Below are 21543 nucleotides of genomic sequence, written 5' to 3' on the forward strand. Positions count from 1 at the left end.
TGCTAACCAACTATGAACGGGGCTGAAGATCGGCGGATCGCGGTGCGGGAACGGGCGAAAAAGTGCTGTCGCAGCGAAACGCGCTGCCCGTCCTGTCCGGTCGTTCTCATGCGAATGCGCAGGCTCGAGGCCATGGGCCTGACCGGCGAGGAGCTGAGGAAGGCACTGAAAAAAGCACGGGCGGCGTGATTCGCGCGTACAACGGGGATATGGGTACTCCTCTGCTCACCGACGACGAACTCGCCTCCGAACTGAAGGACCTCCCCGACTGGACCCGCTCCGGCGACACCATCTCCCGCACGATCGAGGCAGCGACCTTCCCCGCGGGAATCGATCTGGTCGCCCGGGTCGGCGCCGCGGCCGAAGAGGCCAACCATCACCCCGACATCGATATCCGCTGGCGCAAGGTCACATTCGCGCTGTCCACGCATTCCGCGGGCGGGCTCACCCGGCTGGATGTGGAGCTGGCGCGTCGGATCGATCAGCTGGCGCGGCAGCGCTGAGTCGCACGCCCAATCGGTCGCGCCGGACCCAGATCAGCCAGAGGTAGAAGGCCAGCACGCCGATCACGTCGACCGCGCCGAGCCACGACAGGATGCCGGAGCGCGAGATCGTCCAGATCGTCGGCTGCAGGAACGACAGCAGCCACGCCACGCCGACCAGCGTCGTCAGCAGCCAGTAGCCGGCCAGCACGCGGGCGCCGGTGACCTCGCGAAGCGGCCCGTACAACAGCCACAGCACCAACGGCAGCAGCCACACCCAGTGGTGGGTCCAGGAGATCGGCGAGGCCATCAGCCCGAACAGCTGCACCACCAGCAGCGTCCCCAGCCGATCGTCGGAATCCAGCGCTCGCCAGGCGAGGACCGCGAGCACCGCGACGATCAGCACCCAGGCGATCCACCACGGCCCGAACGGGATTCGATGACCGTGCAGGTACCAGGGCGCACCCGCGTCATGGCCGAGCAACCTGCTCAGCGCGCCGCGCAGGGATTGATTGATCACCGAGCCGACCGGTCCGATCCGGTGCGCGTCGCCGATCAGCGGTCCGAAATAGGTGCGCGTCTCGCGCGGGGAGATCGCGAAGCTCAACCCCATCGTCGCGAAGAAGCCCACCGCCGAGGCCAGCACGCTCGCCCAGCGCCGACGCGCCAGGAAATACAGTCCGGTGACCGCGGGCGTCAGCTTGATACCCGCCGCGATCGCGACCAGCAGGCCCGACCACCACCAGCGTTTCGAGCGCACCGCGACCATCACCGCGAGCACCAGGAACACGTTGACCTGGCCGTAGTCGATGGTGGTGCGCACCGGCTCCATCCACAGCCCCACCGCGGTCCAGCCCACAGCGGCGGTGCGCCAGCGACGGTCGTTCGCCGCGTCGCCGAGGATGAGCCCGAGGCTGATTCGCACCACCGCGTACAGCGCCGCCGCGATCAGCAGCAGCCACAGCACCGCCACGACACCGAACGGCAGGAAGTGCAGCGGCCAGAACACCACGGCCGCGAATGTCGGGTAGGTGAACGGTAGCGGAAAGTCTGGTGTGTGGTCGGCGTAGGTGAAGTCGTAGAGATGGCCGCTGCCCAGCGCGGCCGCGCCCTTGACGTAGACATGCAGGTCGACCAGGTTCATCCCGTTGGGCGCCAACAACATCCACAGCAGCCGGATCAGTACCGATACACCCAGCAGGGTGGTGGCGATCGTCCGAGCCCGAGGGTGCGCGAACCAGCGGCCGCCGGCCTCGCCCCGTTCGCCGTCCGCGACGTCGAGCACCCTGCCGCCGCCCGGACCGTCGCTCCCGCGGGTGGCCGATCGAAGGTCTCGGTTCACTGCACGCAACTTTCGGTCGGGTGTGCGGGCCGGATCAAGATTAATCACATTGATTCCGGGTCGTGCACGGCCCCGATGGCCGATGACACGCCGAGCATCATTAGTATCTGTGATCCCGCAGGGCACACTGGTCACACGCTATATTTCGTTGATGGACCGAATAACTCGAAATTAACTGCAGTCGAGATCTCCAGCTGCGCTGTACAACACAGTGTCCACTCCTTAGAGTGTCACGGCGTACGCGGTGCGGACTCGCATCGCCCCTCGACGTACCTGAGATAAGGACGGCTACAGCAGTGCTTCGTACCACAGGAACGCGGTTGGCGTTGTCGGCACTGGCCCTCGCGGCCGGAGCCTCCGTCGCCGTATCGACGACAGCCATCGCCGCACCCGCCCCTGCCCCGAAGCCGCAGAGCCCCGCGAACACTCCCCTGGTGCCCGAGGGCGTGCCAGTCGGCGTGCTCGAATCGCTCGCCCCGGCCATCATCGGCGCCGCTGTCGCCTCCCAGGCTACCGATATCGCCGAACCTATCAGCCAGGCCCAGCAGGCCCTGGACTCGGTGGGCCTGCCCCCCGAGGTGAAGAAGTCGCTGGGCGCGCTGATCGCCTTCCTCGACGGCAGTAACGGTGGCGGCCCGGACATCCCGAAGAACGGTCCGGTCATCGCGCAGTTCCTGTACCCGACCGTAGGCAAGGACTGCATCAGCAAGGGCTCCGATTCGGTCGGCACCGCCCTGGCCGTCCCCGGCCCGGCAGAGCTGCCGCCGCCCGGACCCGCCGCCGGGCAGACCGGATTCGTCTTCACCGCGCTGGGCACCAAAGGCCTGATTCACGAGCAGAAGTCGCCGATGACGGTGCAGTGGACCAATCTCAGCACCGGTCGCGGCGGCACGCTGGCGCTCACCGACTCCGCGCATATCAACCCCGGTGGACCGGCCACCCTCTCGGCGATCGCCAACACCGGCCCGGGCCGGGTCATCGCGGTGATCTCCGGCTCGCTGACCACTCAGCCCGCCGCCGACAAGGCGCCGATCACCTGCTCGTTCCCGCCGACGATGGGCTTCTTCAACGTCGCGGGCCCGGCCGCACCCGGTTCCCAGGCCCGAGCCGAAGGGCCCAAGTCGTCGCCGGCCCCCGCACCGGGTGCGCAGGCGCAAAGCCCCGCGTCCCCGCAGACCCCGGCCCAGCATCAGGCCAAGTCCGGAGTCAAGGTCCCCGCTCAGTTCTGAGCGCATCCCGTTCTATCCGTGGCCGAGGGCCGTCGACGGTCGACGCCGGGAAGTATCCGACACTCCGGATGTTTCCGGCGGATACGGTGTCGAACACTGCCCAGCTGTGGTAGACCGCTGCTATGGCGATTGTCGATCGACTCGACCGGTCCGCATTGTCCATACCGCCCGAATCCGCCCGGGCGCGGCCGAATTCCGGCCGCTCGCGGCGGTCGGTGATGTCGCGGCGCTCGTACAGATCGGTGCTCTCGACCCGCTCGCATCGGTCGATTCTGTCGATCCGGTCCGAGGGGTCGATCCTGAGTATCGGCTCGGCCTATTCGGTGCTCTCGATCGGCAGCGTCGGCTCGGCGTTGTCGATCGGGTCGGTCGGTTCGTTCTTCAGCCTCGGGTCCGCGTTCTCCGGGCTGTCGCGCTGGTCGCTGCTGTCCTGGATGGGCGAGCGCGAGGCGCCCGAGGCCCGGCCGGTGCTGCGGGTGGTCGCGGACGAGCCCGATCTGTCCGAGGACCCGACCTGCCACTGTCAGACCTGACGACTCACCACTGGCCGTAGTTCCGGGTGAGGATGTTGTTCAGGTCCACGGCGATGCCGTCCACCGAGGCCCTGTTGATCTGGGTTTGATGCAGGTTCGCCGACGGGTGCACGAAACCGCGCGGCGTACCCCAGTTGTGCTGCCAGAAATAGGAACCGAGCCCGGCGTTCCGCGCGCGTTCGATGGTGGGCGAGTTGGCGTAGACACCGACGCGCGCATTACCCGCGACCGACTGCCAGCCTTGCAGATACGGCGCGATCAGCTCGAAGAATTCGGCCTGACTCGGATTGTCGTCGATGGAGGCGTAGATGGGTGCGGCATCGGGGCCGCCCGCGACGCGGTGCAGTTGCAGGCCGCGATCGGCGCACCGCTTTCCCGCCTCCAGACCACCGCGCCAATCCGCGGTCGGTCCCTTGCCGTACTGGTAGTTGGACACGATCGACAGGCCCGCCACGCGCAGCGCGTCGACCTCATCGGCTCGCAACGGCTTGCCCAGCATCCATTCCGCGCCCGGGCGGCGATCCGAGACGTAGCGGATCACACCGGCATGTCCGGCGGCGCGGATGGACGCGGCGGCGGGCACGGCGGCCGAATAGTCCAGGAGGGTGCCCAGCGGGGGCTGATCGGCCAGGGCGGTGGGCGCGACGGCGATCGCGGCGGCGGTACCCGCGGCGTAACCGAGCAGCGTGCGGCGGGTGAACGGGGCAGAACGCATCGACCGAACTCCTTCGGCTCTGTGAAGCTACGTCACTGTATGTCTCTGCACAGCCGGTGGAACCGCCGACGCACCCGACGCGCCTTCCCCACATGATTGCGCGCCGAGTACCCCGAACGTGAACTTATTTCACCACACTCACATGGGAACCGCCATGCTCACTGGACACATCAACCCCACAAGTATCAGAGCATCAGTCGGTGATGAGTGCTATGCGGTCGCCGACATCGATGGTGCGCATCGTCGGGTCGGCGAGTTCGGCGGCCACCACCCGCGCGACCTGGATGGCGATCTGGGCACGGATATTGCCCAACGTCGCCAATGCCCGCGCCCGCCGGCTCCGGGGCCGCAGGTCGACCGTGATGTCGCGCGCCCTGGGCCGTGCCACGTCGATGACGATCAACAACGGATCCGCCGCGCGAGCCGTGAGCGCGACGGGAATCCGCACCTCGGCGTCGTAGCGGTGGGTGCCGACGGCGGCGATGGACATATCGAGTGCCACCGGGACGGTCAGGTCGAACATCACGAGGTCGTCGGGCTCGTGCCGGTCGTCGGCGCGGTGTTCCACGGAGTCCCGGGTTTCCGAAGCGCGCGCTGTGACATTGTCGACATTGTCGACCTCCTCGGCATCGTCGATCGTCTCGTCCCAGTCGTCGATGCCGTCCTGCTCGGCGAGCGCCACCCGCGCGGGCGCTGCGATCTGCGCCTCTCGGACCTCCTGTCGCGCCTCGGCGACCGTCTGCGCCACCGGGCCAGGTGCCAATTCGGCATCCTCGGGCCGCTCGGGGACGGCCGCCGGATCGGCGTCATCGTGCGGCCCGGTCGGGTGCTCCGCGGATGCCGTGGCATGCCGCTCGGTGAGCACTGGCGTGCCCACCGTGCCGAGCACCCGCACCGTGGCCATCCGGCGCGGCCCGACTCGCAGCGGGCCGACCTCGATGGTTCGCCCGGACAGGCCCTCGGCGACCTCGCGCACGCGGGCGGCGGTCACGATGCGCGGAAAGAAGCGCCGGCCGAATTCGTCGTAGCCGATCCAGTCGAACCGCGTGGCCGAGCGGTACGGCGAACGTTCGCCGTTCATGAGCGCCTCGACGTCGAAGACCCGCGCCCGGACCACGGCCGGGTCGCGGAGCATGGCGTTGACCCGGCCCGCGACCTCGCGCTGCACCAGCGTCGCGATCGGGTCCAGGAGCAGCTCGACGGCGCTGCCGATGGCCTGGGCACGCAGGACGAAGCTGATGTCGCGGCGGCGGATCCGCGGGATATCGATCACGACCAGCAGTGGATCCGCAGTGCGCGCGTGCAGGGTCAGGTCGATCTCGACGACCGCCTCCAGCCGCAACTGCTGCCCGCCGAGCGTCACGGTGATATGCATCGTGACCGGCAGGCTGACCTCGAATGTCACGTGCGGCCCGCTACGCACGATATGCGGCTTGCCGACACTGCCCTCGGCCACGAATCCGGCCAGACCCGCGGGTCCTATCGAGAACGGGCCGATCGTGATCCCCCGTCCCGCCATTCCCGCGACCGCGGCTTCGATCCGCGCCGGGGTCACCGCGTGCGCGACGAAACGCTCACCGAATCGCGCGTAATCGATCCAGCGCGGTGAGCCGGCAGAAGGCGGCCTGCGTAACCGCGCGGATCCCGCCGAGGCGCCGTCACTGGACGCAGATGGGTCGTACTGGCTGGACTGTCCCATGAACTGCCGAAACCTCGCTGTGCCGGATGTGCGCCTGCCGATCTCGATCCCTGTCCGAGAGTACACAGACCACTCGATTTCCCGGGTGAGCGCGACGCGCTGAGCAGCGTGGCAGTTGGATTGCGAATTTTGCAGATCCCCGTCCTGCCGATGAGGGGGCAGCAGGACAGGGATCGCGACGGTGGCGTTGCCGGACGCCACCGAGTCCATCGTAAGGCTTGGCACACTCGCCGCACCTACCCCCATGGGTTGGAACAATTCACACCCAGGGGTACATATTTCACAAGTGGCCGAAATCGACCTTACCCGTTCTGGCGGCCCGAGCGTAACGGTGAATTCTCAACCCGCCCCGCCCAATACCGTCGAGGGTACTCGCGGTGATCTCCTCAGCGGCAGGCACGATGATGCGCGCCGTCGAATGGGCCTGTAGCAGCATAGATCAGGATGGAGGGGATGAACAGAGCAAAAGCGGATCAACTCCCGAACCGGGACCGGACTCGGTGACCGTGGAGCCGGCTCCCACGGCGGTCGCGGGCCCGGCACCGTCACTGCGCGAGACGGGTCCGCACCGCCTCGCCCAACACCGGGGTGTCACATCGGACGAATTCCCGCCGCGGCGAGGCCGGTTCCCCGGAGCGCGTCACGCCACACCGATGTGCTCGAATGTGTCTCAGATACGCCATATTCAACAGCATCGAGAACGAATCGCCTGGTAGCGCCGACATATTGACGCCCTCCGAGACCAAACACGCTCATCGGCCGACGAATTCGCATATTCCCGGCAAACCTTCGCTACACTCACCCGCAGGATGCCCGCCCCGGGAAGGGAACCGATCCTGCACACTTTGTGGACGTATGTCGTCGATCATCGCACCCAATTGCTCACGGACTCGTACCTGCACGTGTCCGCGGTCGTGCAATCGGTGCTGATCGCGACCGTGGCGTCGGTGCTGATCGGCATCGCCGTCCATCGCAGCCCCTGGGGTTCGGCGCTGGCCACAGCGCTGGCCAGCATCATCCTCACCGTTCCCTCGTTCGCACTGCTCGGTCTGCTCATTCCCGTGCTGGGCCTGGGCGTGCGCCCGACGGTCACCGCACTGGTGCTGTACGCACTGCTGCCGATTCTGCGCAATACGATCGTCGGCCTGGCGGCCGTGGACCCGGCCGTCTCCGACGCGGCACGGGGTGTCGGCATGGGCCGGGTGCGCGTGCTGAGCGGTATCGAACTTCCGCTCGCCTGGCCGGCGATCCTCGCGGGTATGCGGATCAGCACCCAGATGATCATGGGCATCCTGGCCATGGCCGCCTACGCCAAGGGACCGGGCCTGGGCAACATCATCTTCTCCGGGCTCGCGCGCCTGGGCAGCCCGACCGCGGTGCCGATGGCACTGTCGGGCACGGTGCTGATCATCATCCTGGCGCTGCTGCTGGACGCCGTACTCGCCCTCATCGGCCGGCTCACCACACCGAGGGGAATCCGTGACTGAAACCGACATCGCCACAGCCGAATCCGGCGAATACCGGCGTGGCGCCGAGATAGTCCTCGACTCCATCACCAAACGCTATCCGGGGCAACGCGATCCGGCCGTCGAGGACTTCTCGATCACGATTCCCGCCGGGGAGATCGTGGTATTCGTCGGCCCGTCCGGCTGCGGCAAGACCACCACCATGCGGATGATCAACCGGCTCATCGAGCCCACCTCGGGCACGATCACCATCGACGGCCGCGATGTGACGTCGGTGAACCCCGACCGGCTGCGCCGCGGCATCGGCTATTCGATCCAGCAGGCGGGCCTGTTCCCGCACCTGAGCGTGGCCCGCAACATCGCCACCGTGCCCGGGTTGCTCGGCTGGGACCGCAAGCGCATCAGCGCCCGGGTCGACGAGATGCTGGAACTGGTCGGCCTGGATCCGGCGACCTTCCGGCGTCGTTATCCGCGGCAGCTGTCCGGCGGGCAGCAGCAACGCGTCGGCGTGGCGCGGGCCCTGGCCGCCGATCCGCCCGTTCTGCTGATGGACGAGCCGTTCGGCGCGGTGGACCCGATCACGCGCGGCCTGCTCCAGGACGAATTGCTCAGGCTACAAGCCGAATTGCACAAGACGATCGTATTCGTCACCCACGATTTCAACGAGGCGGTCAAGCTGGGTGACCGAATCGCGGTGCTGGGCAATAAATCACGGATACTTCAGTACGACACGCCGGCTGCGATCCTGGCCGAGCCCGCCGACGACACCGTCGCCGGATTCGTCGGTGCGGACGCGGGACTCAAACAGCTCACCCTGACCCGGGTCGCCGATGTCGACCGCGGACAATGCCCCACCGCCGTGGACACCGATCCGGTGGAGCCGCTGCGCGCCGAATTGGCCGAGCAGGAGTGGAAGTGGGGCCTGATCCTCGACGCTCAGCGCCGTCCGCTGCGCTGGGTCTCGGCCGACCAGCTGGCGCACGCGACGTCGTTGTGGGAGGTCGGTCAGCCGGTCACCGGCACGGTCGCGCTGCGTTCCAGCCTCCAGGCGGCGCTGGAGACGCTACTTGCCGACAGCACTGCCAATGCGGTCGTCACCGGTCGCCGGGGTGAGTACGCGGGCCTGGTCACCATCGACACCCTCGTCGCGCACCTCGCCGAGATGCGTACAGAACATTCCACCACCGGCCCGGACCGGGCCGAACCGGACAATCCGGGAAGCGGCAGCACGGAAACCGAGCACGACCGGGGTTCGGGCGACACCCCGTCCGACGGAGCAGATTCCGGCAACACGCAGCCGGGCGGTACCGGGCCCGACGCCGCGAACTCCGGGGATGCGGAGTCGGACACGACGGCACCCGACTCCGGCGATGAGGCCGGATCATGACCAGCCTCGAGCCGCGCACCGAGCGGCGAGCTGAATTCATCAGGCTCGCGGCGCAGCCGGTGCTGGCGCTGGCACTGGCCGTCGGCGTGCTGGTGTGGGCGTTCGACCGCACGCTCACGATCACTCAGCAAGCGAGCATCACCAGCGCCAATCTCACCACGGTGGTGCGCCAGCATGTGCTGATCACACTGACCGTCGCGGTGATCGTCCTGGTGATCGCCGTGCCGCTGGGCACCCTGCTGAGCCGACCTGGATATCGCAGGCTGGCACCGTTTTTCGTCGGCATCGCGAATATTGGAGCGGCCGCGCCGGCGATCGGGCTGATCGTGCTGTACTACCTGCTGACCGAGCAGACCGGATTCTGGGTCGGCGTCGCGCCGATCGCGTTCTACGCGCTGCTTCCGGTGCTGCGCAATACGATTCTGGGCTATCAGCAGGTGGATCCCGCACTGATCGACGCGGGGCGCGGGCAGGGCATGTCGGCGGTGACGGTGTTGCGGCGCATCGAATTTCCGCTCGCCGTGCCGTATATCCTCGCTGGCCTGCGTACCTCGCTGGTGCTGGCGGTCGGCACGGCGACGCTGTCGTTCCTGGTCAGCGCGGGCGGTCTGGGTATTCTCATCGACACCGGATACAAGTTGCGCGACAACGTGACCCTGTGGGTGGGCGCGCTGCTGGCGGTCGCACTCGCGCTGCTGGTCGACTGGATCGGCGCACTCGCCGAGCAGTTCCTGGGGCCTCGGGGGCTGCGGTGAGGGGCCGGTCCGCCACCCTGCGTTCGACCGTCGGCGCGGCGATCGCGGTGTGCCTGCTGATGATCACCTCGTGCGGTCTCGAATCCGGCAGTGCCGTACCACTACAGGTCGGCCCGGGCAGCATACGGCCCGTGCCGCAGCTGAGCGGCGTCCGAATCACGGTGGGCTCCAAGGATTTCACCGAGCAGCTCGTCCTGGGCTACATCATCGAATTCGCCCTGACCGCCGCCGGTGCGCAGGTGCGGGATCTCACCGATATCACCGGTTCGAACAGTCTGCGCGATGCCCAGCTGCACGGGCAGGTCGATATCGCCTACGACTACACCGGCACCGGGTGGATCAACTACCTGGGCAACGAGGAGCCTATTCCCGACTCGCAGAAGCAGTTCGAGGCGGTGCGCGCCCAGGACCTGGCGAAGCACGGCATGGTGTGGACCGATCTGGCGCCGATGAACAACACCTACGCGATGGTGAGCAACAGCGCCGCCGCGCAGAAGTCGGGCGTCGCGACCCTGTCGGACTACGCGCGCCTGGTGAATACCGATCCGCATGCCGGCTCGACCTGCCTGGGCACCGAATTCAGTGTGCGGCAGGACGGATTCCCGGGCATGGCCCACAAGTACGGCATGGATCTGGGCAAGGTGCACAAGCAGATCATGCAGGACGCCCTCGTGTACCCGGCGACCGCGAACAACACCTGCGAGTTCGGTTCGGTGGACACCACCGACGGCCGGATCAAGGCGCTGCACCTGAAGCTGCTGGACGACGACCTCGGCTTCTTCCCGAAATACAATGCGGCGATAGTGATGCAGAAATCCTTCGCCGACGCGCATCCACAGATAGCTCAGGTGATGGCGCCCATCTCACGGGTGCTCACCAACGACACCATCACCGCGCTCAACGGACTGGTCGATCTCCAGGGCCGCGAACCCGCCTCCGTGGCGCGGGATTGGATGGTCTCGCAGGGATTCATCACGGCCCGTTAGGCATTGAGCAGCGGGCGGGCGGCGAGTTCGCGCTCGATCGTGGCGCGCACCGCCGGCCATTCGTCCTCCAGTATGGAATAGAAAGCGGTGCTGCGGATCTCACCGTCCAGGCCGCGCGAATGCGCCCGCCGCACACCGTCGCTGGTTGCGCCCAGGCGCTCGATTGCCATGCGGGAGCGCGTATTGCGCATATCGACCCGCAGGGCGATGCGACGCACCCGCCACTGTTCGAAAGCGTGGGACAGCAGCAGTAATTTGGATTCCAGGTTGATCCCTGTCCCCTGTGCGGCCGTCGACAGCCAGCTGTTGCCGATCTCGGCGGCGTCCGGCGTGGCCAGCAGCGGATCGCCCGAGGGCAGGCCGTGCGGGAGCGGCCACAGCATCGGGCCCTGCCAGTAGTCGAAGTGGGTGTAGCGGGTGGAGCCCAGCACCCGATGGTCGGCGGTGGAGACGATCGCGAACGCCAGCCCGGTACCCGCCGCCTGAGCCGCAACGGCCTGGGACACATAGTCGGCGGCCTCGTCGACCCCGTGCGGCACGGGTGTGAACGCGTAGGCCTCCCGGTCCTGCTGTCCCGCGACAGCCAACCCCGGGACATGATTCAGCGCAAGGGGTTCCAGCCGCACGAGGCGACCGGTGAGAGTAACGAGTGCGGGCACGTTTCCCCCATTTCGTCGAGACGATCTGCGGTACACCTCGGCCGTACCCGGCCCTGGCGTGCCGTCAGCGGCATCGGATAGTGAACTGAACGATAACGGAACGCGGGCCGAGTGCGGCGCAGGCGGCGTGTAAATTCCCCGTCACGACTTGCGTGTCGCTCGGCGGGTCGCAAACTCACTGCGTACGGGGCATTTCTGGATGTCAGGCCGGAGTCGTCAGCTGTCCTTCGGTTCCGATACAGCAACCTTTTCGTGCTTGACGTACGGCTGTCACGCGTACCGGCGCGTCCGTACGAAATCGATGCGGCAGCCATCGATTCGGGCAATTCGGTCAGCCCCGCAACCGCGTCCGGATCGTCCCATACCGATGGTTCGGGCGCCCGGCTCGCACCGGACGCCGAAACCTAACGGGTCAGGCCGATCTCGCGCCTACTCGGCCGAGATGCCTTGCGAAGAAACGGGTATCGATCCGACCGTCCGTGGGCACCTGATGGTGTCCTCCCGGAAACGCATGCAGCACCTTGTCTTTCGAGGCGAAGGCGTCGAACATCGCCAGCCCCGACTCCCGATCGAGCTCCGTGTCGTCCCACGGGAGCAGGAATTCGATCGGGACGGTGATCCGCCGTGCCGCGTCCAGCAGTTCCCGGTACGCGTACACTCCCCCGAACACGGCGGCGGTGATCCGTGATTCGACCGAGACCAACGGTATCCCGATCGTGCTCGCCAGCGTCATACCGGAATAGCCGATCGGCGCCTCGGCCCCGATCTCGGGCAGCATCTGCAGCGCGTCGATGGTCGCCCGCCATTCCGGTATTGCCCGCTCGGCGAGCGAGGAATTGAATTCCGCGACGATCGGCGCGAGCGACTCACCCGCGGCCCGGGCTCGCGTGAGTTCGGCGACCCACCGGCGATCCCGTTCGTTACGTGGCCGATCACCGTGGCCGGGCGCGTCGATCGACGCGACGACGAACCCGTCCGTGCGCACGGCCTGATGCGCGCGGGCGGTCAGGCCCGGAGCCTTCTTGTGCAGACCGCCCCCATGCCCCATCAGGATCAGGGGCGCGCTGTCGGAACCGGATGCGGGCGAGAACAGCACGCCGGTCACATCGTCGAGTGTGAAGGTGCGTTCGAGGACACCGTTCGCCGATGTCTCGGAGGTGAATTGTATTGGCTGCATTGGTATTGCCTTTCGGAATTGCCTAGGCGCTCCCGGCGATACCTACATCGCTCACCCGACCGCGCACACGAGTGGGAGCACCCACCTGGTCACAACGTTCACGGGTCTCACCTCCTCGCATCTCTGCCACGGTCCCCCGCACCGTATCAGCGCCCACGGTCCCTCCGCTACGCATTTATCCCCGAGCGCGCCGAACCCTCGATCGAGTACGGTGGCGAAGGTGGACGAGACTCGAAATGACAAGACACCCCGCGCTTTTCGGTTCGCCGTCGGCCTGCACGGAAGCTCGCGCAAGGAGTGGCGAGACAAGGCGAAGCAGGCCGAGGATCTGGGGTTCGACGTGGTCCAGGTGGCCGACCATCTGGGGATGACCTCACCGTTCCCGACGCTCGTCACCATGGCGGAGGCGACGAGCAGGGTGCGCGTCGGCACCATGGTGTTGAACGCGGGCTTCTACCGGCCCGCCCTGCTGGCTCGTGACGTCGCCAGCGTGGACCAGCTCACCGACGGGCGTTTCGAGTTCGGCCTGGGCGCCGGACCGGACTTCGCCAAGTCCGAATTCGAGCAGGCGGGACTGCCGTTCCCGAGCGGGGGTAAACGCATCGACTACCTGAGCGAGACCATCCAGGAGATCCGGACGCTGTTCGCCGACCATCATCAACCACCGGTGAGCCGCCGGATTCCGGTGCTGGTGGCCGGAAGCGGCGATCGTCTGGTTCGCGTGGCCGCGCAATACGCCGACACCGTGGCACTGGCCGGGGCAGCCCACGGCGTCGAGGTCGATTCCGAGAAGGCGGGCTGGGCAGCCCTGGGCCGCCGCGTCGATTTCGTCCGCGAGGCCGCACCGGACCGCTTCGCCGATCTCGAACTGGGCCTGATGCTGCAGACGGTCGCCGTCGAGGGCCACGGCGAAGCCGACCTGTCCTGGGCCCGCCGATTCAATCCGAACCTCTCGGACGAACAACTTGGCTACCTCCCCGGAATACTCATCGGCTCCGCCCGCACGATCGCCGACACCCTCGAGCACTACCGCGACGAATACTCCGTCACCCACTTCTCGGTCCCCGAACACAACCTGCCCGCCCTGGCAAAGGTGATCGAACACCTCCGCTGAGCACCCGCGGCGATGCCCGGCCCCGGACATCGCCGCACCTCACCGGCGTCCCCGTACGCGGTCACTGCGATGGACACCATCAAGTCGGTCGATGTGGCCGACGAGTCGCCGGGGCTGACCGAGTAGGCGGCTCGGCCCGGACGTAGCTACGCACTTCGGCCGCTGTTCCGCCCCCTCGACCGATGATCAACCGCCCGGCCTGCGGTGTTTCGCCCCGGAAACTGGCGGATCGGGCGGCACAATGTGCCGATGCGGACATTTGCCCGATTGATGATGGCTGCCGTCACCGGCGTCCTGGTCGTGGTGAGCGGCCACACCGCTGCGGCGGCCCCTCTCGCGCACACTCAGTTCTCTCCGTTGTCGTCCTCGCCCGAGCCGCAGGGAGTGCAGGCTGCGGGGGCCGAGTTGGCCGATGGGGTCACCGGGGCGGTGCGGTGGTCGCGGCAGGCGAATACGCGGGCGCCGATGGGGAGCATCACGAAGGTGATGACGGCGCTGGTGGTGATCAACGAGGGGAATCTCGATCGGCCCGTCACCGTGCCGGGCGGAATCATCGCCTACGACAACAAATACGGCGCGAGCACGGCGAACCTGGTTCCCGGGGAGGTGCTGACCGCGCGACAGCTGTTGTACGCGCTGCTGCTGCCGTCCGGATGCGACGCCGCCTACACACTGGCCGATGCCTATGGACCGGGCCAAGGCGCCTTCATCGGCAAAATGAACGGGACCGCGGCTCGACTGGGCCTGCGGAATACCCATTTCACCGATCCGAGCGGACTACCCGCACCGGACGGTTACTCCACCTACTCCACCCCTGCGGACCTGGTGGCACTCGGACGGCACGCGATGGGTCTGCCGGTCTTCCGCGATATCGTCCGGCAGCCCACCTACCATGTGGCGCCCGGGCCGGCCAACCGCGATCACGTCTGGAACACCACCAATCGGCTGGTGCGCGACTACCCCGGCACCACGGGCATCAAAACCGGATCCACCGACGCCGCGGGCACCTGCCTGCTGTTCGAAGCGGTGCGTGCGGGAGTACCGCTGATCGGTGTCGTCCTGCACAGTTCCCCCGACGACGACGGTGTCGCGGCGGCCGACGCCCAGCGCATGCTGACCTGGGGCTACGGACCGATCGTGGGCGCACTGCCGCTCAGCGCCCAACTGATGCTCAGATAGACCCTCAGTGCCCCGCGGTGGTGAGCCGCTGATCCGCTTCGAGCAGCATCCACGCACTCAGCTGCACCGACAGATCGCGGCTCAGGTTTCCCGAGGACGCGGCGGACGAGTCCATGAACGTGGAAAAGGCCGCCGGACTGTCCGGCACGACGACCTCGCGGGCCCAGTGCATACCGAATATCGGGAGGCCGTCGGCCTCGGCGCGGTGGTCCCACGCCGCCCGCGCGGAGGTGTGCACGATCGTCGCGGCGGTCGTGTCGTTCAGGGACAGCGCGGCCTCGACCAGGTACCTGGCCAGGATGCCCATGAACAGCCCGGAGTCGTTCCCGGCGGCCCCGTTGATCACCCCTGCGTTCGTGAGCCTGTTCGCGGTCGCGGCGACGAGTTCCGCCGCGCGGTCGCGGTGGACCGGATCGCCGGTGCGCACCGCCAGCTCGGTTTCCAGCCCGATGGCCACGCCCTGGCAGTAGGTGAGCAGGGCCCGGTTCACCTGCCCGCCGGGCTCGTGGGCGCCGTCGTAAATCAGGCCGCTGCCGGGATCGCGCAATCGGTTGGTCAGAAAATCGGCGAGTTGCTCGGCACGGGTCAGCTCGCCCAGGCGCGCCATGGCGATTCCGGTCGGACCGATCGCGGAGGTGGAGTAGTAATCGTTGCCGATCCGCCAGGGCACCGCACCGACGACCGGATTCCAGCCGTGGATCAAGGCGTCCCGCAGCTTTCCGACCGCGTCACCGAACCGGACACCGAGCAGCCGCTCGGCGCGTTCGAGCGCCAGTACCAGCCACGACATATCGTCGCAGTACCCGTTGGTCCAGCCGGTGAGATTACGAGTCAGGATTCCGTGCGCGACGTCGACGACCCGGTCGATACGTTCCGGGGTGCGAACACGGCACGCGGCGTCCACCGCACAGTCGAGAAGGTGCGCCTGCCACCAGTAACACCATCGCCCCAGCAACAGACGGTCCCACAGCGACGACGGCCAGACCAGCGTGCCCAACTCCACCCCCGGCTGTCCCCAGAGCCTGCGCACATGCCGCCGAACGACCGCCCGTTCCGCCAGATCCGCCCGCGCCCCGGGTCCCCCGGGCCCCACCGATACCGACCGCGTGATCGGCGACGCCTGCGTCGGCTGCGTCGCAGCGGTCAGCGCGATCGACGAGCCCACCATGGCGAACAGCACTCGGCGCCGGTTGATCCCCGTGTTCGGGCGATCCATCCGCTCGAACTCCTTGTCCTGAAAACGATCACCAGAGCCGTAAATCGCGCAGGTCAACTCTATCTTGCGACGCCTGCACGGAGTCGGCGTCGCAACGATGTTCGGCTCGGCGGAACAAACTGTTAAGCCAGTACGATGCCCCGTTGACGTTCACCGGAACATCGGTTCCACACAAGATGTGAACCAGTCCGTATCGGTAGCCCGATACTTGGGTGACAGCATGTGCCCGAGGTCGGGCGTCGCATCCTCGGAAAGGAAACTCCATGCGTGACGACGACGTGCGGGACGCTCTGCGGCGGCACTGGGCGGCCTCCGACGCCAATGACTTCGAGACCGAGCATCGGATATACCGAGACGATGCGGTTCTGGAGTATCCACAGTCCGGTGAACGCATCCGAGGCCGGCGCCACATCCAGGCGTCACGCGCCGCCCAGCCGAATGCGAAGCGCTTCACCGTGCGACGCATCCTCGGCGGCGGAGACCTGTGGATGAGCGAACTGGTCCTCACCTACGACGAGAAGCCGTCGTACGTGGTGAGCATCATGGAGTTCGAGGGTGTGGAAGTAGTCCGCGAAACGCAATACTTCGGCGACCCATTCGCCCCGGGGCCGTCCCGTGCTCAATGGGTTGAACCAATGGACTGAACCCTTACCGGTACGTGATGCTCCTGGCACCCACCATGCGCACCGTGCTGAGGATCGGCAACCCGATCACCAGATGCTCGACGGCAGTGGTGACACCCACCCAGATGTCACTGGAGAGGACCAGGGGAATGATCACCGCCGCAGCGGTGAGAATTCCGACGATCCAGGTGAAGAACAGCCCCGGCGAGGGCGTGCCCAGAAGCAGCAGATACCACAGCACCCCGGCCAGCAGGGCGCAAAGGAAAGCCACCACCGCGAACCAGTACGCGTCCTGAGCCATCGGGTTCCACACACCGAGCTTGCCGGTCTGGGTCACCTTGGTAGCGATGACCTGGATGATCCAGGCACACAGCCAGGCCGCGAGCGCGGAAACCACCGCCGCCGCGAGCACACCGCCGACGAACTTACCGAGGTCGACCTCCGGCCCCTGCCGCGGCGGCCGAGGCCGCCGATCCGGATAATCGGCCGGCGGCGGATACGCACCGTATCCCGGATCCCTGCCGTACCCGGGTTCTCTCCCGTATTCGGGATCACCATAACTCCCCGGCTGATAACCGGCTTCGTACCGTGCGGTGTACTGGTCGCGCGGATCCCCGTACTGATCGCGCGGATCTCTATGCTGGTCGCGCGGATCCCCGTACCGGTCGCGCGGCTCCCTGGGATACAACCGCCGATCACCTCCGTTGAAAGCATGCGTGTACGTCGAGTCTAGGTCCCGACGCCCCAGGCCGCTGCCCACTTCGCCGGACCCGCCTCAACGCCCGATACCAGCAGCCAATTGGCGAACGAGCTGGTGCGCTACTGCTTTCCCCAATCCCTACACATTGAAACGGAACTCGACGACGTCGCCGTCGCTCATGACGTAATCCTTGCCCTCCATGCGGACCTTGCCCGCGGCCTTGGCGGCGGCCATCGAACCTGCCGCGATCAGGTCGGTGTAGGCGACGATTTCGGCCTTGATGAAGCCGCGTTCGAAGTCGGTGTGGATTACGCCGGCGGCCTTGGGGGCGGTGTCGCCCTGGTGGATTGTCCAGGCCCGGGCCTCTTTCGGGCCTGCGGTGAGGTAGGTCTGGAGGCCTAGGGTGTGGAAGCCGGCTCGGGCCAGGGCGTGCAGGCCCGGTTCGGTTTGGCCGATGGATTCCAGGAGTTCCATGGCGGATTCGGTGTCCAGTTCCAGGAGTTCGGATTCGACCTTGGCGTCCAGGAAGACCGCATCCGCCGGGGCCACTGCGGCTTTCAGTTCCGCGAGTTTGGCCTCGTCGGTCAGGACCGACTCGTCGGCGTTGAAGACGTAGAGGAACGGTTTGACTGTCAGCAGCGAAAGTTCTTTCAGTAGTTCGCTGTCCACCTTCGCGCCGGCGGAGAACAGGGTGGTTCCGCCGTTGAGGAGTTCCTGCGCGGCCTTGGCGGCGTCGGCGACCGGCTTGCGGTCCTTCTTGACCTTGGCCTCTTTCTCGAGGCGCGGGACCGCCTTCTCCAGGGTCTGCAGGTCGGCCAGGATCAACTCGGTCTCGATCACCTCGATGTCGGCGCTCGGATCCACCTTGCCGTCGACGTGCACCACGTCGTCGTCGGCGAATACCCGCACCACCTGACAGATCGCGTCGGCCTCGCGGATGTTGGCCAGGAATTTATTGCCGAGCCCGGCGCCCTCGGAGGCGCCCTTCACGATCCCGGCGATGTCCACGAACGAGACGGTCGCGGGCACGATCCGGTCGGAGTGGAACAGCTCTGCCAGCGTGTCGAGTCTCGGGTCCGGCAGCGGAACCACGCCGACGTTCGGCTCGATGGTGGCGAACGGGTAGTTCGCGGCCAGCACGTCGTTCTTGGTCAGCGCGTTGAACAACGTCGACTTTCCGACGTTGGGCAGGCCGACGATTCCGAGGGTGAGACTCACGAGAAGAAGAGTTTACGCGGCGGACCCGCTCCCTGTTGCCCCAGGCCACGCCCGCCGCGACAGCACAGGTCAGGACTCGGTGCCGACCCGGGCTCGCAGCCCCTCGGCGAATACGCGCGCCGCCTCCAGATCACCCGCGCTCGGCCGCCCCTTGCGAATCCCGCCGACGAGTTTGAAGGGCAGATAGGTATCGAAGGCCCGGCACGAGAACGCATCGGCCACCGCGAACCCCTTCTGCTCCAGCAGCCCGGTCAGGGGGCGGGAGAACTTCTGGAACCCCGCATCCGGAAAACCACTGGTCGCGAACACGAACGCCGACCGCCGCGGTTCCACCGGAAGGGCTCGGACGAATTCGCGCAGCCGCGCGTGGAAGGACCCCAGGAAAATCCCCGAACCGAATCCGACCAGGTCACACTCGGAAAGCTCGGCCGGATCGAGCTGTTCTGGAGCGACCACCCGAGCCTGCAGGACCCGCCCCATCACCTCGGCGACGCGCTGCGTGTTGCCGTGAGACACCGACGTGCACACGATCATCGTCTTCACCGGGATTCCTCCTCGTCACGTGTTCGATCCGTCCCTACGGCAGACGCCGCCCGTGCGTCGAGCGTGACATACGAACGATATGTTCATGATCACGAAGCGCTCCTCGCGACGGGCGGCGATCGCATCCGGCGACGTCGCGGCGCGACGTCACGCGGTCAGCGTGGCGACCTTCCCGGGCGCGGCGAGATGGCGACGACGACCCGGAATCATCAAGGTGGGGTGAGCGACCACCCAGGCCGCACCCCGGCAGATGATCTCCTTGACGCGGGCGGCCAACGGGCCCTTGATGATCGACGGACGCGCTCGGTCGTCGGGTGTGACGAACTGGACGATGCCGTCGCGACGGCCGAGGCTGATGCACTGAAGGTGGTAGCCGATCGTGGACTCCGGGAGTGCGCGGCCGGTCAGCTGCGCGATGATGGCGTCGGCAGCCCGCTGGCCCATGGGTTCGCCTGATGCGCAAGACATCCGCAGCGGTTTTCCGCCCGCGCCCTCGGCCAGCGCCGCGTCGCCGATGGCGTACACGTCCGGGTGAGAGACCGAACGCATGGCGCCGTCGACCACGATCCGGCCCGTCGCGCCGACCTCGAGCGTGCTCGCAGCGGCTATGTGATGAACGCCGAAACCGTTCGCCCACACTGTAATTCCTGCCGGAATCGTCTCACCGGCGGTGGTCGTCACGCCGGTCGCGTCGACCCTCGTGACATCGACGGACTCATGGACCGCGATACCGAGCCGTTCGAAGACCTCGCGCAGGTGCTGCCGAGCCTTGTCGCTGAGCCAGTCGCCGAAGGCTCCGCGAGTAGCGATCGAGACTCGCAGATCCGGTCGAGACTCGGCGATTTCGGCGCTCGCCTCGATTCCGGTCAATCCCCCACCGACGATCAGCACGGTCCCGCCCGGCTCGAGATCGCCGAGACGCTCGCGCAACCGCAGCGCGGACTGCCTGCCCGCGATGTCGACGGCATGCTCGGCGCCACCGCGTACACCATGGTCCGCAGCGGTGCTGCCGAGCGCGTAAACGAGTGTGTCGTAGGAGATTTCACCGGGACCATGCTCGTCGAGGAGCATTACGATCCTGCGGTCCACATCGAGCGCCGTGACCCGTGCCCGGCGCACGTTCACGCCCGTTCCCGCGTAGATCTCCTGGAGTGGACGGTGTTTCAGCTCCTGCCCGGCCGCGAGCTGATGCAAGCGCACCCGCTCCACGAAATCGGGCTCGGCGTTGACGAGTGTGATCTCGGTATCGGCGGGATGCAGACGCCTGGCGAGGCGTCCGGCGGCGAGTCCGCCGCTGTACCCGGCCCCGAGGACGACGATGCGATGCTTCATTTCCTGCTCCTGTCCGCTGGTGTCGCTTCCTGAACCGGACGGCAGCCGAAAACCTGACACCTGCGGACAGTGACGTGCGTCACCAGGACTCGAGCAGCGGGCGCCCACGCTCGACGGTGGACCACTGCCGCGTGAAGCGGACGAGCTTGTCGGGGTTGACCTGGGTGTGCAGGGCCGCGATGCCCTCGGGCGTCGTATCGAGGGTGATGACGCCCGCGACCCGGCCCTCCACCACAGCCACCAGCGCGGGCGCCGCATTGACGACCGCGGCGAAGAATGCGGGACTGCCACCCAAGAGGTTCCGCTTACCCGCCGTGGGTATGAAGATGCCGCGCAGGAACCTCGCGACCGCTCGCACTCCGACGAACGGTCTGGCCGCGGCGGGGACGTAACCGCCGCCGTCACCGATATGGGTCACGTCGTCGCCCAGCAACCGGACCAGCGAGTCGGTATTGCCGCTCAGGGCCGCCGCGAGGAACTCCTCGACGATCTTGCGGGCGGCGGCCTCGTCCACCGGCACCCGGGTTCGGTCGGCGGCGACGTGTTGTTTGGCGCGCCGGTAGAGCTGCTGGCAGCCCGATTCGGTGCGCTCGAGGATCTCGGCGATCTCGTTGTGCGAGTAGCCGAATGCCTCGCGCAGCACATACACCACACGCTCGGCGGGCGACAGCCGCTCCAGCACGGTGAGTATCGCGATCGAGACCGATTCCCGCTGTTCGACGGTGTCGGCCGGGCCGAGCATCCGGTCCCCCGCCAGGATCGGCTCGGGCAGCCACTGGCCCACATAGGATTCGCGCCGCACACGCGCCGAGGTCAGCTGGTTGAGACACACGTTGCTGAGCGCCTTGGTCAGCCATGCCTCGGGCGTCTCGACATAGCCGCGCTCGGCGGCCTGCCAGCGCAGGTACGTGTCCTGCACGGCGTCCTCGGCGTCGCTCGCCGAGCCCAGCAATCGGTAGGCGATGGCCTCCAGACGGGGCCTGGCGTCCTCGAACACCTCGACCGCACGCACATCGAGCATGCGTCGAGTCAACCACGGTTGCTCGCGCCGCACTCCCCAGGTCTACCCGAGATAGGCCATGATGCCGTCGGCGATCGTCGCGGCTATGCGGGCCCGGCCTTCCGGGGATTCCAGGACGGCGGCGTCGGTGGGGTGGAACATGTTGCCGCATTCGATCAGGGCGGTGG

The 21543-nt window shown here is 67.2% G+C and carries 20 protein-coding genes and 1 pseudogene; 10 read left to right on the forward strand and 11 right to left on the reverse strand.

The window, feature by feature from the left end:
* The first annotated feature begins 209 nt into the window (after window positions 1–209).
* Window positions 210–503 carry a 4a-hydroxytetrahydrobiopterin dehydratase gene (locus JZ791_RS31645; RefSeq protein ID WP_216899435.1) on the forward strand — a complete coding sequence of 98 codons (294 nt, stop codon included), beginning with the start codon at window positions 210–212 and terminating at the stop codon, window positions 501–503.
* Here the strand turns inward: JZ791_RS31645 and JZ791_RS31650 are convergent.
* Entirely contained in the window at window positions 445–1695 is a 1251-nt protein-coding gene (locus tag JZ791_RS31650; protein ID WP_438804577.1) for a mannosyltransferase, read from the reverse strand. The two genes, JZ791_RS31645 and JZ791_RS31650, sit on opposite strands and share 59 nt — an antisense overlap.
* A 425-nt stretch (window positions 1696–2120) precedes the next feature.
* On the opposite strand from JZ791_RS31650, the pseudogene JZ791_RS31655 reads away from it, so the two are divergent.
* Together JZ791_RS31655 and JZ791_RS31660 are read left to right on the forward strand one after the other, a co-directional pair.
* Window positions 2121–2900 (forward strand): annotated as a pseudogene (locus JZ791_RS31655) (Rv1157c family protein); the annotation flags it as partial.
* Window positions 2901–3271: 371 nt separating this feature from the next.
* Window positions 3272–3586: a hypothetical protein gene (locus JZ791_RS31660; protein WP_216899469.1), complete on the forward strand. Its 315-nt coding sequence runs from the start codon at window positions 3272–3274 to the stop codon at window positions 3584–3586.
* Between the two features lie 4 nt (window positions 3587–3590).
* Here the strand turns inward: JZ791_RS31660 and JZ791_RS31665 are convergent, their stop codons facing one another.
* Complete coding sequence (locus JZ791_RS31665) at window positions 3591–4301, reverse strand: DUF1906 domain-containing protein (protein WP_216899437.1); 711 nt, start codon at window positions 4299–4301, stop codon at window positions 3591–3593.
* A 193-nt stretch (window positions 4302–4494) separates the two neighbouring features.
* A complete protein-coding gene (locus tag JZ791_RS31670; protein WP_216899439.1) occupies window positions 4495–6000 on the reverse strand; it encodes a hypothetical protein in 1506 nt (501 codons plus the stop codon).
* 809 nt (window positions 6001–6809) lie between these two features.
* Here JZ791_RS31670 and JZ791_RS31675 point away from each other — a divergent pair.
* From JZ791_RS31675 to JZ791_RS31690, 4 genes are read left to right on the forward strand one after another with little or no spacing between them, the layout of a single operon-like run.
* Window positions 6810–7487 (forward strand): ABC transporter permease, encoded by a 678-nt coding sequence (locus JZ791_RS31675; RefSeq protein WP_216899441.1) that lies wholly within the window; start codon window positions 6810–6812, stop codon window positions 7485–7487.
* Complete coding sequence (locus JZ791_RS31680) at window positions 7480–8853, forward strand: ABC transporter ATP-binding protein (protein WP_308163189.1); 1374 nt, start codon at window positions 7480–7482, stop codon at window positions 8851–8853. Before JZ791_RS31675 ends, JZ791_RS31680 begins: the two co-directional genes overlap by 8 nt.
* Window positions 8850–9608, forward strand: a complete 759-nt coding sequence (locus tag JZ791_RS31685; RefSeq protein WP_216899442.1) for an ABC transporter permease — start codon at window positions 8850–8852, stop codon at window positions 9606–9608. The genes JZ791_RS31680 and JZ791_RS31685 overlap by 4 nt, the downstream gene beginning before the upstream one ends.
* Before the next feature lie 59 nt (window positions 9609–9667).
* A complete protein-coding gene (locus tag JZ791_RS31690) occupies window positions 9668–10594 on the forward strand; it encodes a glycine betaine ABC transporter substrate-binding protein (RefSeq protein WP_216899473.1) in 927 nt (308 codons plus the stop codon).
* On the opposite strand, the gene JZ791_RS31695 is transcribed toward JZ791_RS31690, so the two are convergent.
* Both JZ791_RS31695 and JZ791_RS31700 read right to left on the reverse strand, forming a co-directional pair.
* Entirely contained in the window at window positions 10591–11253 is a 663-nt protein-coding gene (locus JZ791_RS31695) for a GNAT family N-acetyltransferase (protein WP_308163190.1), read from the reverse strand. The two genes, JZ791_RS31690 and JZ791_RS31695, sit on opposite strands and share 4 nt — an antisense overlap.
* A 412-nt stretch (window positions 11254–11665) precedes the next feature.
* Window positions 11666–12421 carry an alpha/beta hydrolase family protein gene (locus JZ791_RS31700; protein ID WP_216899476.1) on the reverse strand — a complete coding sequence of 252 codons (756 nt, stop codon included), beginning with the start codon at window positions 12419–12421 and terminating at the stop codon, window positions 11666–11668.
* Between the two features lie 229 nt (window positions 12422–12650).
* Here JZ791_RS31700 and JZ791_RS31705 point away from each other — a divergent pair, with 229 nt between their 5' ends.
* Together JZ791_RS31705 and JZ791_RS31710 are read left to right on the forward strand one after the other, a co-directional pair.
* Complete coding sequence (locus tag JZ791_RS31705; protein ID WP_216899443.1) at window positions 12651–13544, forward strand: TIGR03621 family F420-dependent LLM class oxidoreductase; 894 nt, start codon at window positions 12651–12653, stop codon at window positions 13542–13544.
* Between the two features lie 249 nt (window positions 13545–13793).
* Complete coding sequence (locus JZ791_RS31710; protein ID WP_216899445.1) at window positions 13794–14723, forward strand: D-alanyl-D-alanine carboxypeptidase family protein; 930 nt, start codon at window positions 13794–13796, stop codon at window positions 14721–14723.
* Between the two features lie 4 nt (window positions 14724–14727).
* On the opposite strand, the gene JZ791_RS31715 is transcribed toward JZ791_RS31710, so the two are convergent.
* On the reverse strand, window positions 14728–15939 hold the full coding sequence (locus JZ791_RS31715) for a glycoside hydrolase family 76 protein (RefSeq protein ID WP_216899447.1): 1212 nt from the start codon (window positions 15937–15939) through the stop codon (window positions 14728–14730).
* 263 nt (window positions 15940–16202) lie between these two features.
* Between JZ791_RS31715 and JZ791_RS31720 the strand changes: the two genes are divergently transcribed.
* Complete coding sequence (locus tag JZ791_RS31720) at window positions 16203–16583, forward strand: nuclear transport factor 2 family protein (protein WP_216899449.1); 381 nt, start codon at window positions 16203–16205, stop codon at window positions 16581–16583.
* A gap of 4 nt (window positions 16584–16587) precedes the next feature.
* On the opposite strand, the gene JZ791_RS31725 is transcribed toward JZ791_RS31720, so the two are convergent.
* The 5 genes from JZ791_RS31725 to sigJ all read right to left on the reverse strand — a co-directional run bounded on the left by JZ791_RS31725 (window position 16588) and on the right by sigJ (window position 21376).
* A complete protein-coding gene (locus tag JZ791_RS31725) occupies window positions 16588–17250 on the reverse strand; it encodes a DUF6069 family protein (protein ID WP_216899451.1) in 663 nt (220 codons plus the stop codon).
* Between the two features lie 150 nt (window positions 17251–17400).
* Window positions 17401–18480, reverse strand: coding sequence for a redox-regulated ATPase YchF (ychF, locus tag JZ791_RS31730; protein ID WP_216899458.1), 1080 nt, complete (start codon window positions 18478–18480; stop codon window positions 17401–17403).
* Window positions 18481–18549: 69 nt separating this feature from the next.
* Window positions 18550–19014, reverse strand: a complete 465-nt coding sequence (locus tag JZ791_RS31735) for a flavodoxin family protein (RefSeq protein WP_254206675.1) — start codon at window positions 19012–19014, stop codon at window positions 18550–18552.
* Between the two features lie 156 nt (window positions 19015–19170).
* Window positions 19171–20355, reverse strand: a complete 1185-nt coding sequence (locus tag JZ791_RS31740; RefSeq protein WP_216899462.1) for an NAD(P)/FAD-dependent oxidoreductase — start codon at window positions 20353–20355, stop codon at window positions 19171–19173.
* A gap of 79 nt (window positions 20356–20434) precedes the next feature.
* Window positions 20435–21376 carry an RNA polymerase sigma factor SigJ gene (gene sigJ, locus JZ791_RS31745; protein WP_216899463.1) on the reverse strand — a complete coding sequence of 314 codons (942 nt, stop codon included), beginning with the start codon at window positions 21374–21376 and terminating at the stop codon, window positions 20435–20437.
* Between the last annotated feature and the right edge of the window lie 167 nt (window positions 21377–21543).

This window comes from Nocardia alni, from assembly GCF_019038435.1.
Lineage (GTDB): Bacteria > Actinomycetota > Actinomycetes > Mycobacteriales > Mycobacteriaceae > Nocardia > Nocardia alni.

What these genes read in the sequence shown, in the direction of transcription:
- JZ791_RS31645 (WP_216899435.1), top strand. Translation starts at nt 210, where the DNA reads ATGGGTACTCCTCTGCTCACCGACGACGAACTCGCCTCCGAACTGAAG.
- JZ791_RS31660 (WP_216899469.1), top strand. Translation starts at nt 3,272, where the DNA reads ATGTCGCGGCGCTCGTACAGATCGGTGCTCTCGACCCGCTCGCATCGG.
- JZ791_RS31665 (WP_216899437.1), bottom strand. Translation starts at nt 4,301, where the DNA reads ATGCGTTCTGCCCCGTTCACCCGCCGCACGCTGCTCGGTTACGCCGCG.
- JZ791_RS31670 (WP_216899439.1), bottom strand. Translation starts at nt 6,000, where the DNA reads ATGGGACAGTCCAGCCAGTACGACCCATCTGCGTCCAGTGACGGCGCC.
- JZ791_RS31675 (WP_216899441.1), top strand. Translation starts at nt 6,810, where the DNA reads ATGCCCGCCCCGGGAAGGGAACCGATCCTGCACACTTTGTGGACGTAT.
- JZ791_RS31685 (WP_216899442.1), top strand. Translation starts at nt 8,850, where the DNA reads ATGACCAGCCTCGAGCCGCGCACCGAGCGGCGAGCTGAATTCATCAGG.
- JZ791_RS31690 (WP_216899473.1), top strand. Translation starts at nt 9,668, where the DNA reads ATGATCACCTCGTGCGGTCTCGAATCCGGCAGTGCCGTACCACTACAG.
- JZ791_RS31710 (WP_216899445.1), top strand. Translation starts at nt 13,794, where the DNA reads ATGCGGACATTTGCCCGATTGATGATGGCTGCCGTCACCGGCGTCCTG.
- JZ791_RS31715 (WP_216899447.1), bottom strand. Translation starts at nt 15,939, where the DNA reads ATGGATCGCCCGAACACGGGGATCAACCGGCGCCGAGTGCTGTTCGCC.
- JZ791_RS31720 (WP_216899449.1), top strand. Translation starts at nt 16,203, where the DNA reads ATGCGTGACGACGACGTGCGGGACGCTCTGCGGCGGCACTGGGCGGCC.
- JZ791_RS31735 (WP_254206675.1), bottom strand. Translation starts at nt 19,014, where the DNA reads ATGATCGTGTGCACGTCGGTGTCTCACGGCAACACGCAGCGCGTCGCC.
- JZ791_RS31740 (WP_216899462.1), bottom strand. Translation starts at nt 20,355, where the DNA reads ATGAAGCATCGCATCGTCGTCCTCGGGGCCGGGTACAGCGGCGGACTC.
- sigJ (WP_216899463.1), bottom strand. Translation starts at nt 21,376, where the DNA reads ATGCTCGATGTGCGTGCGGTCGAGGTGTTCGAGGACGCCAGGCCCCGT.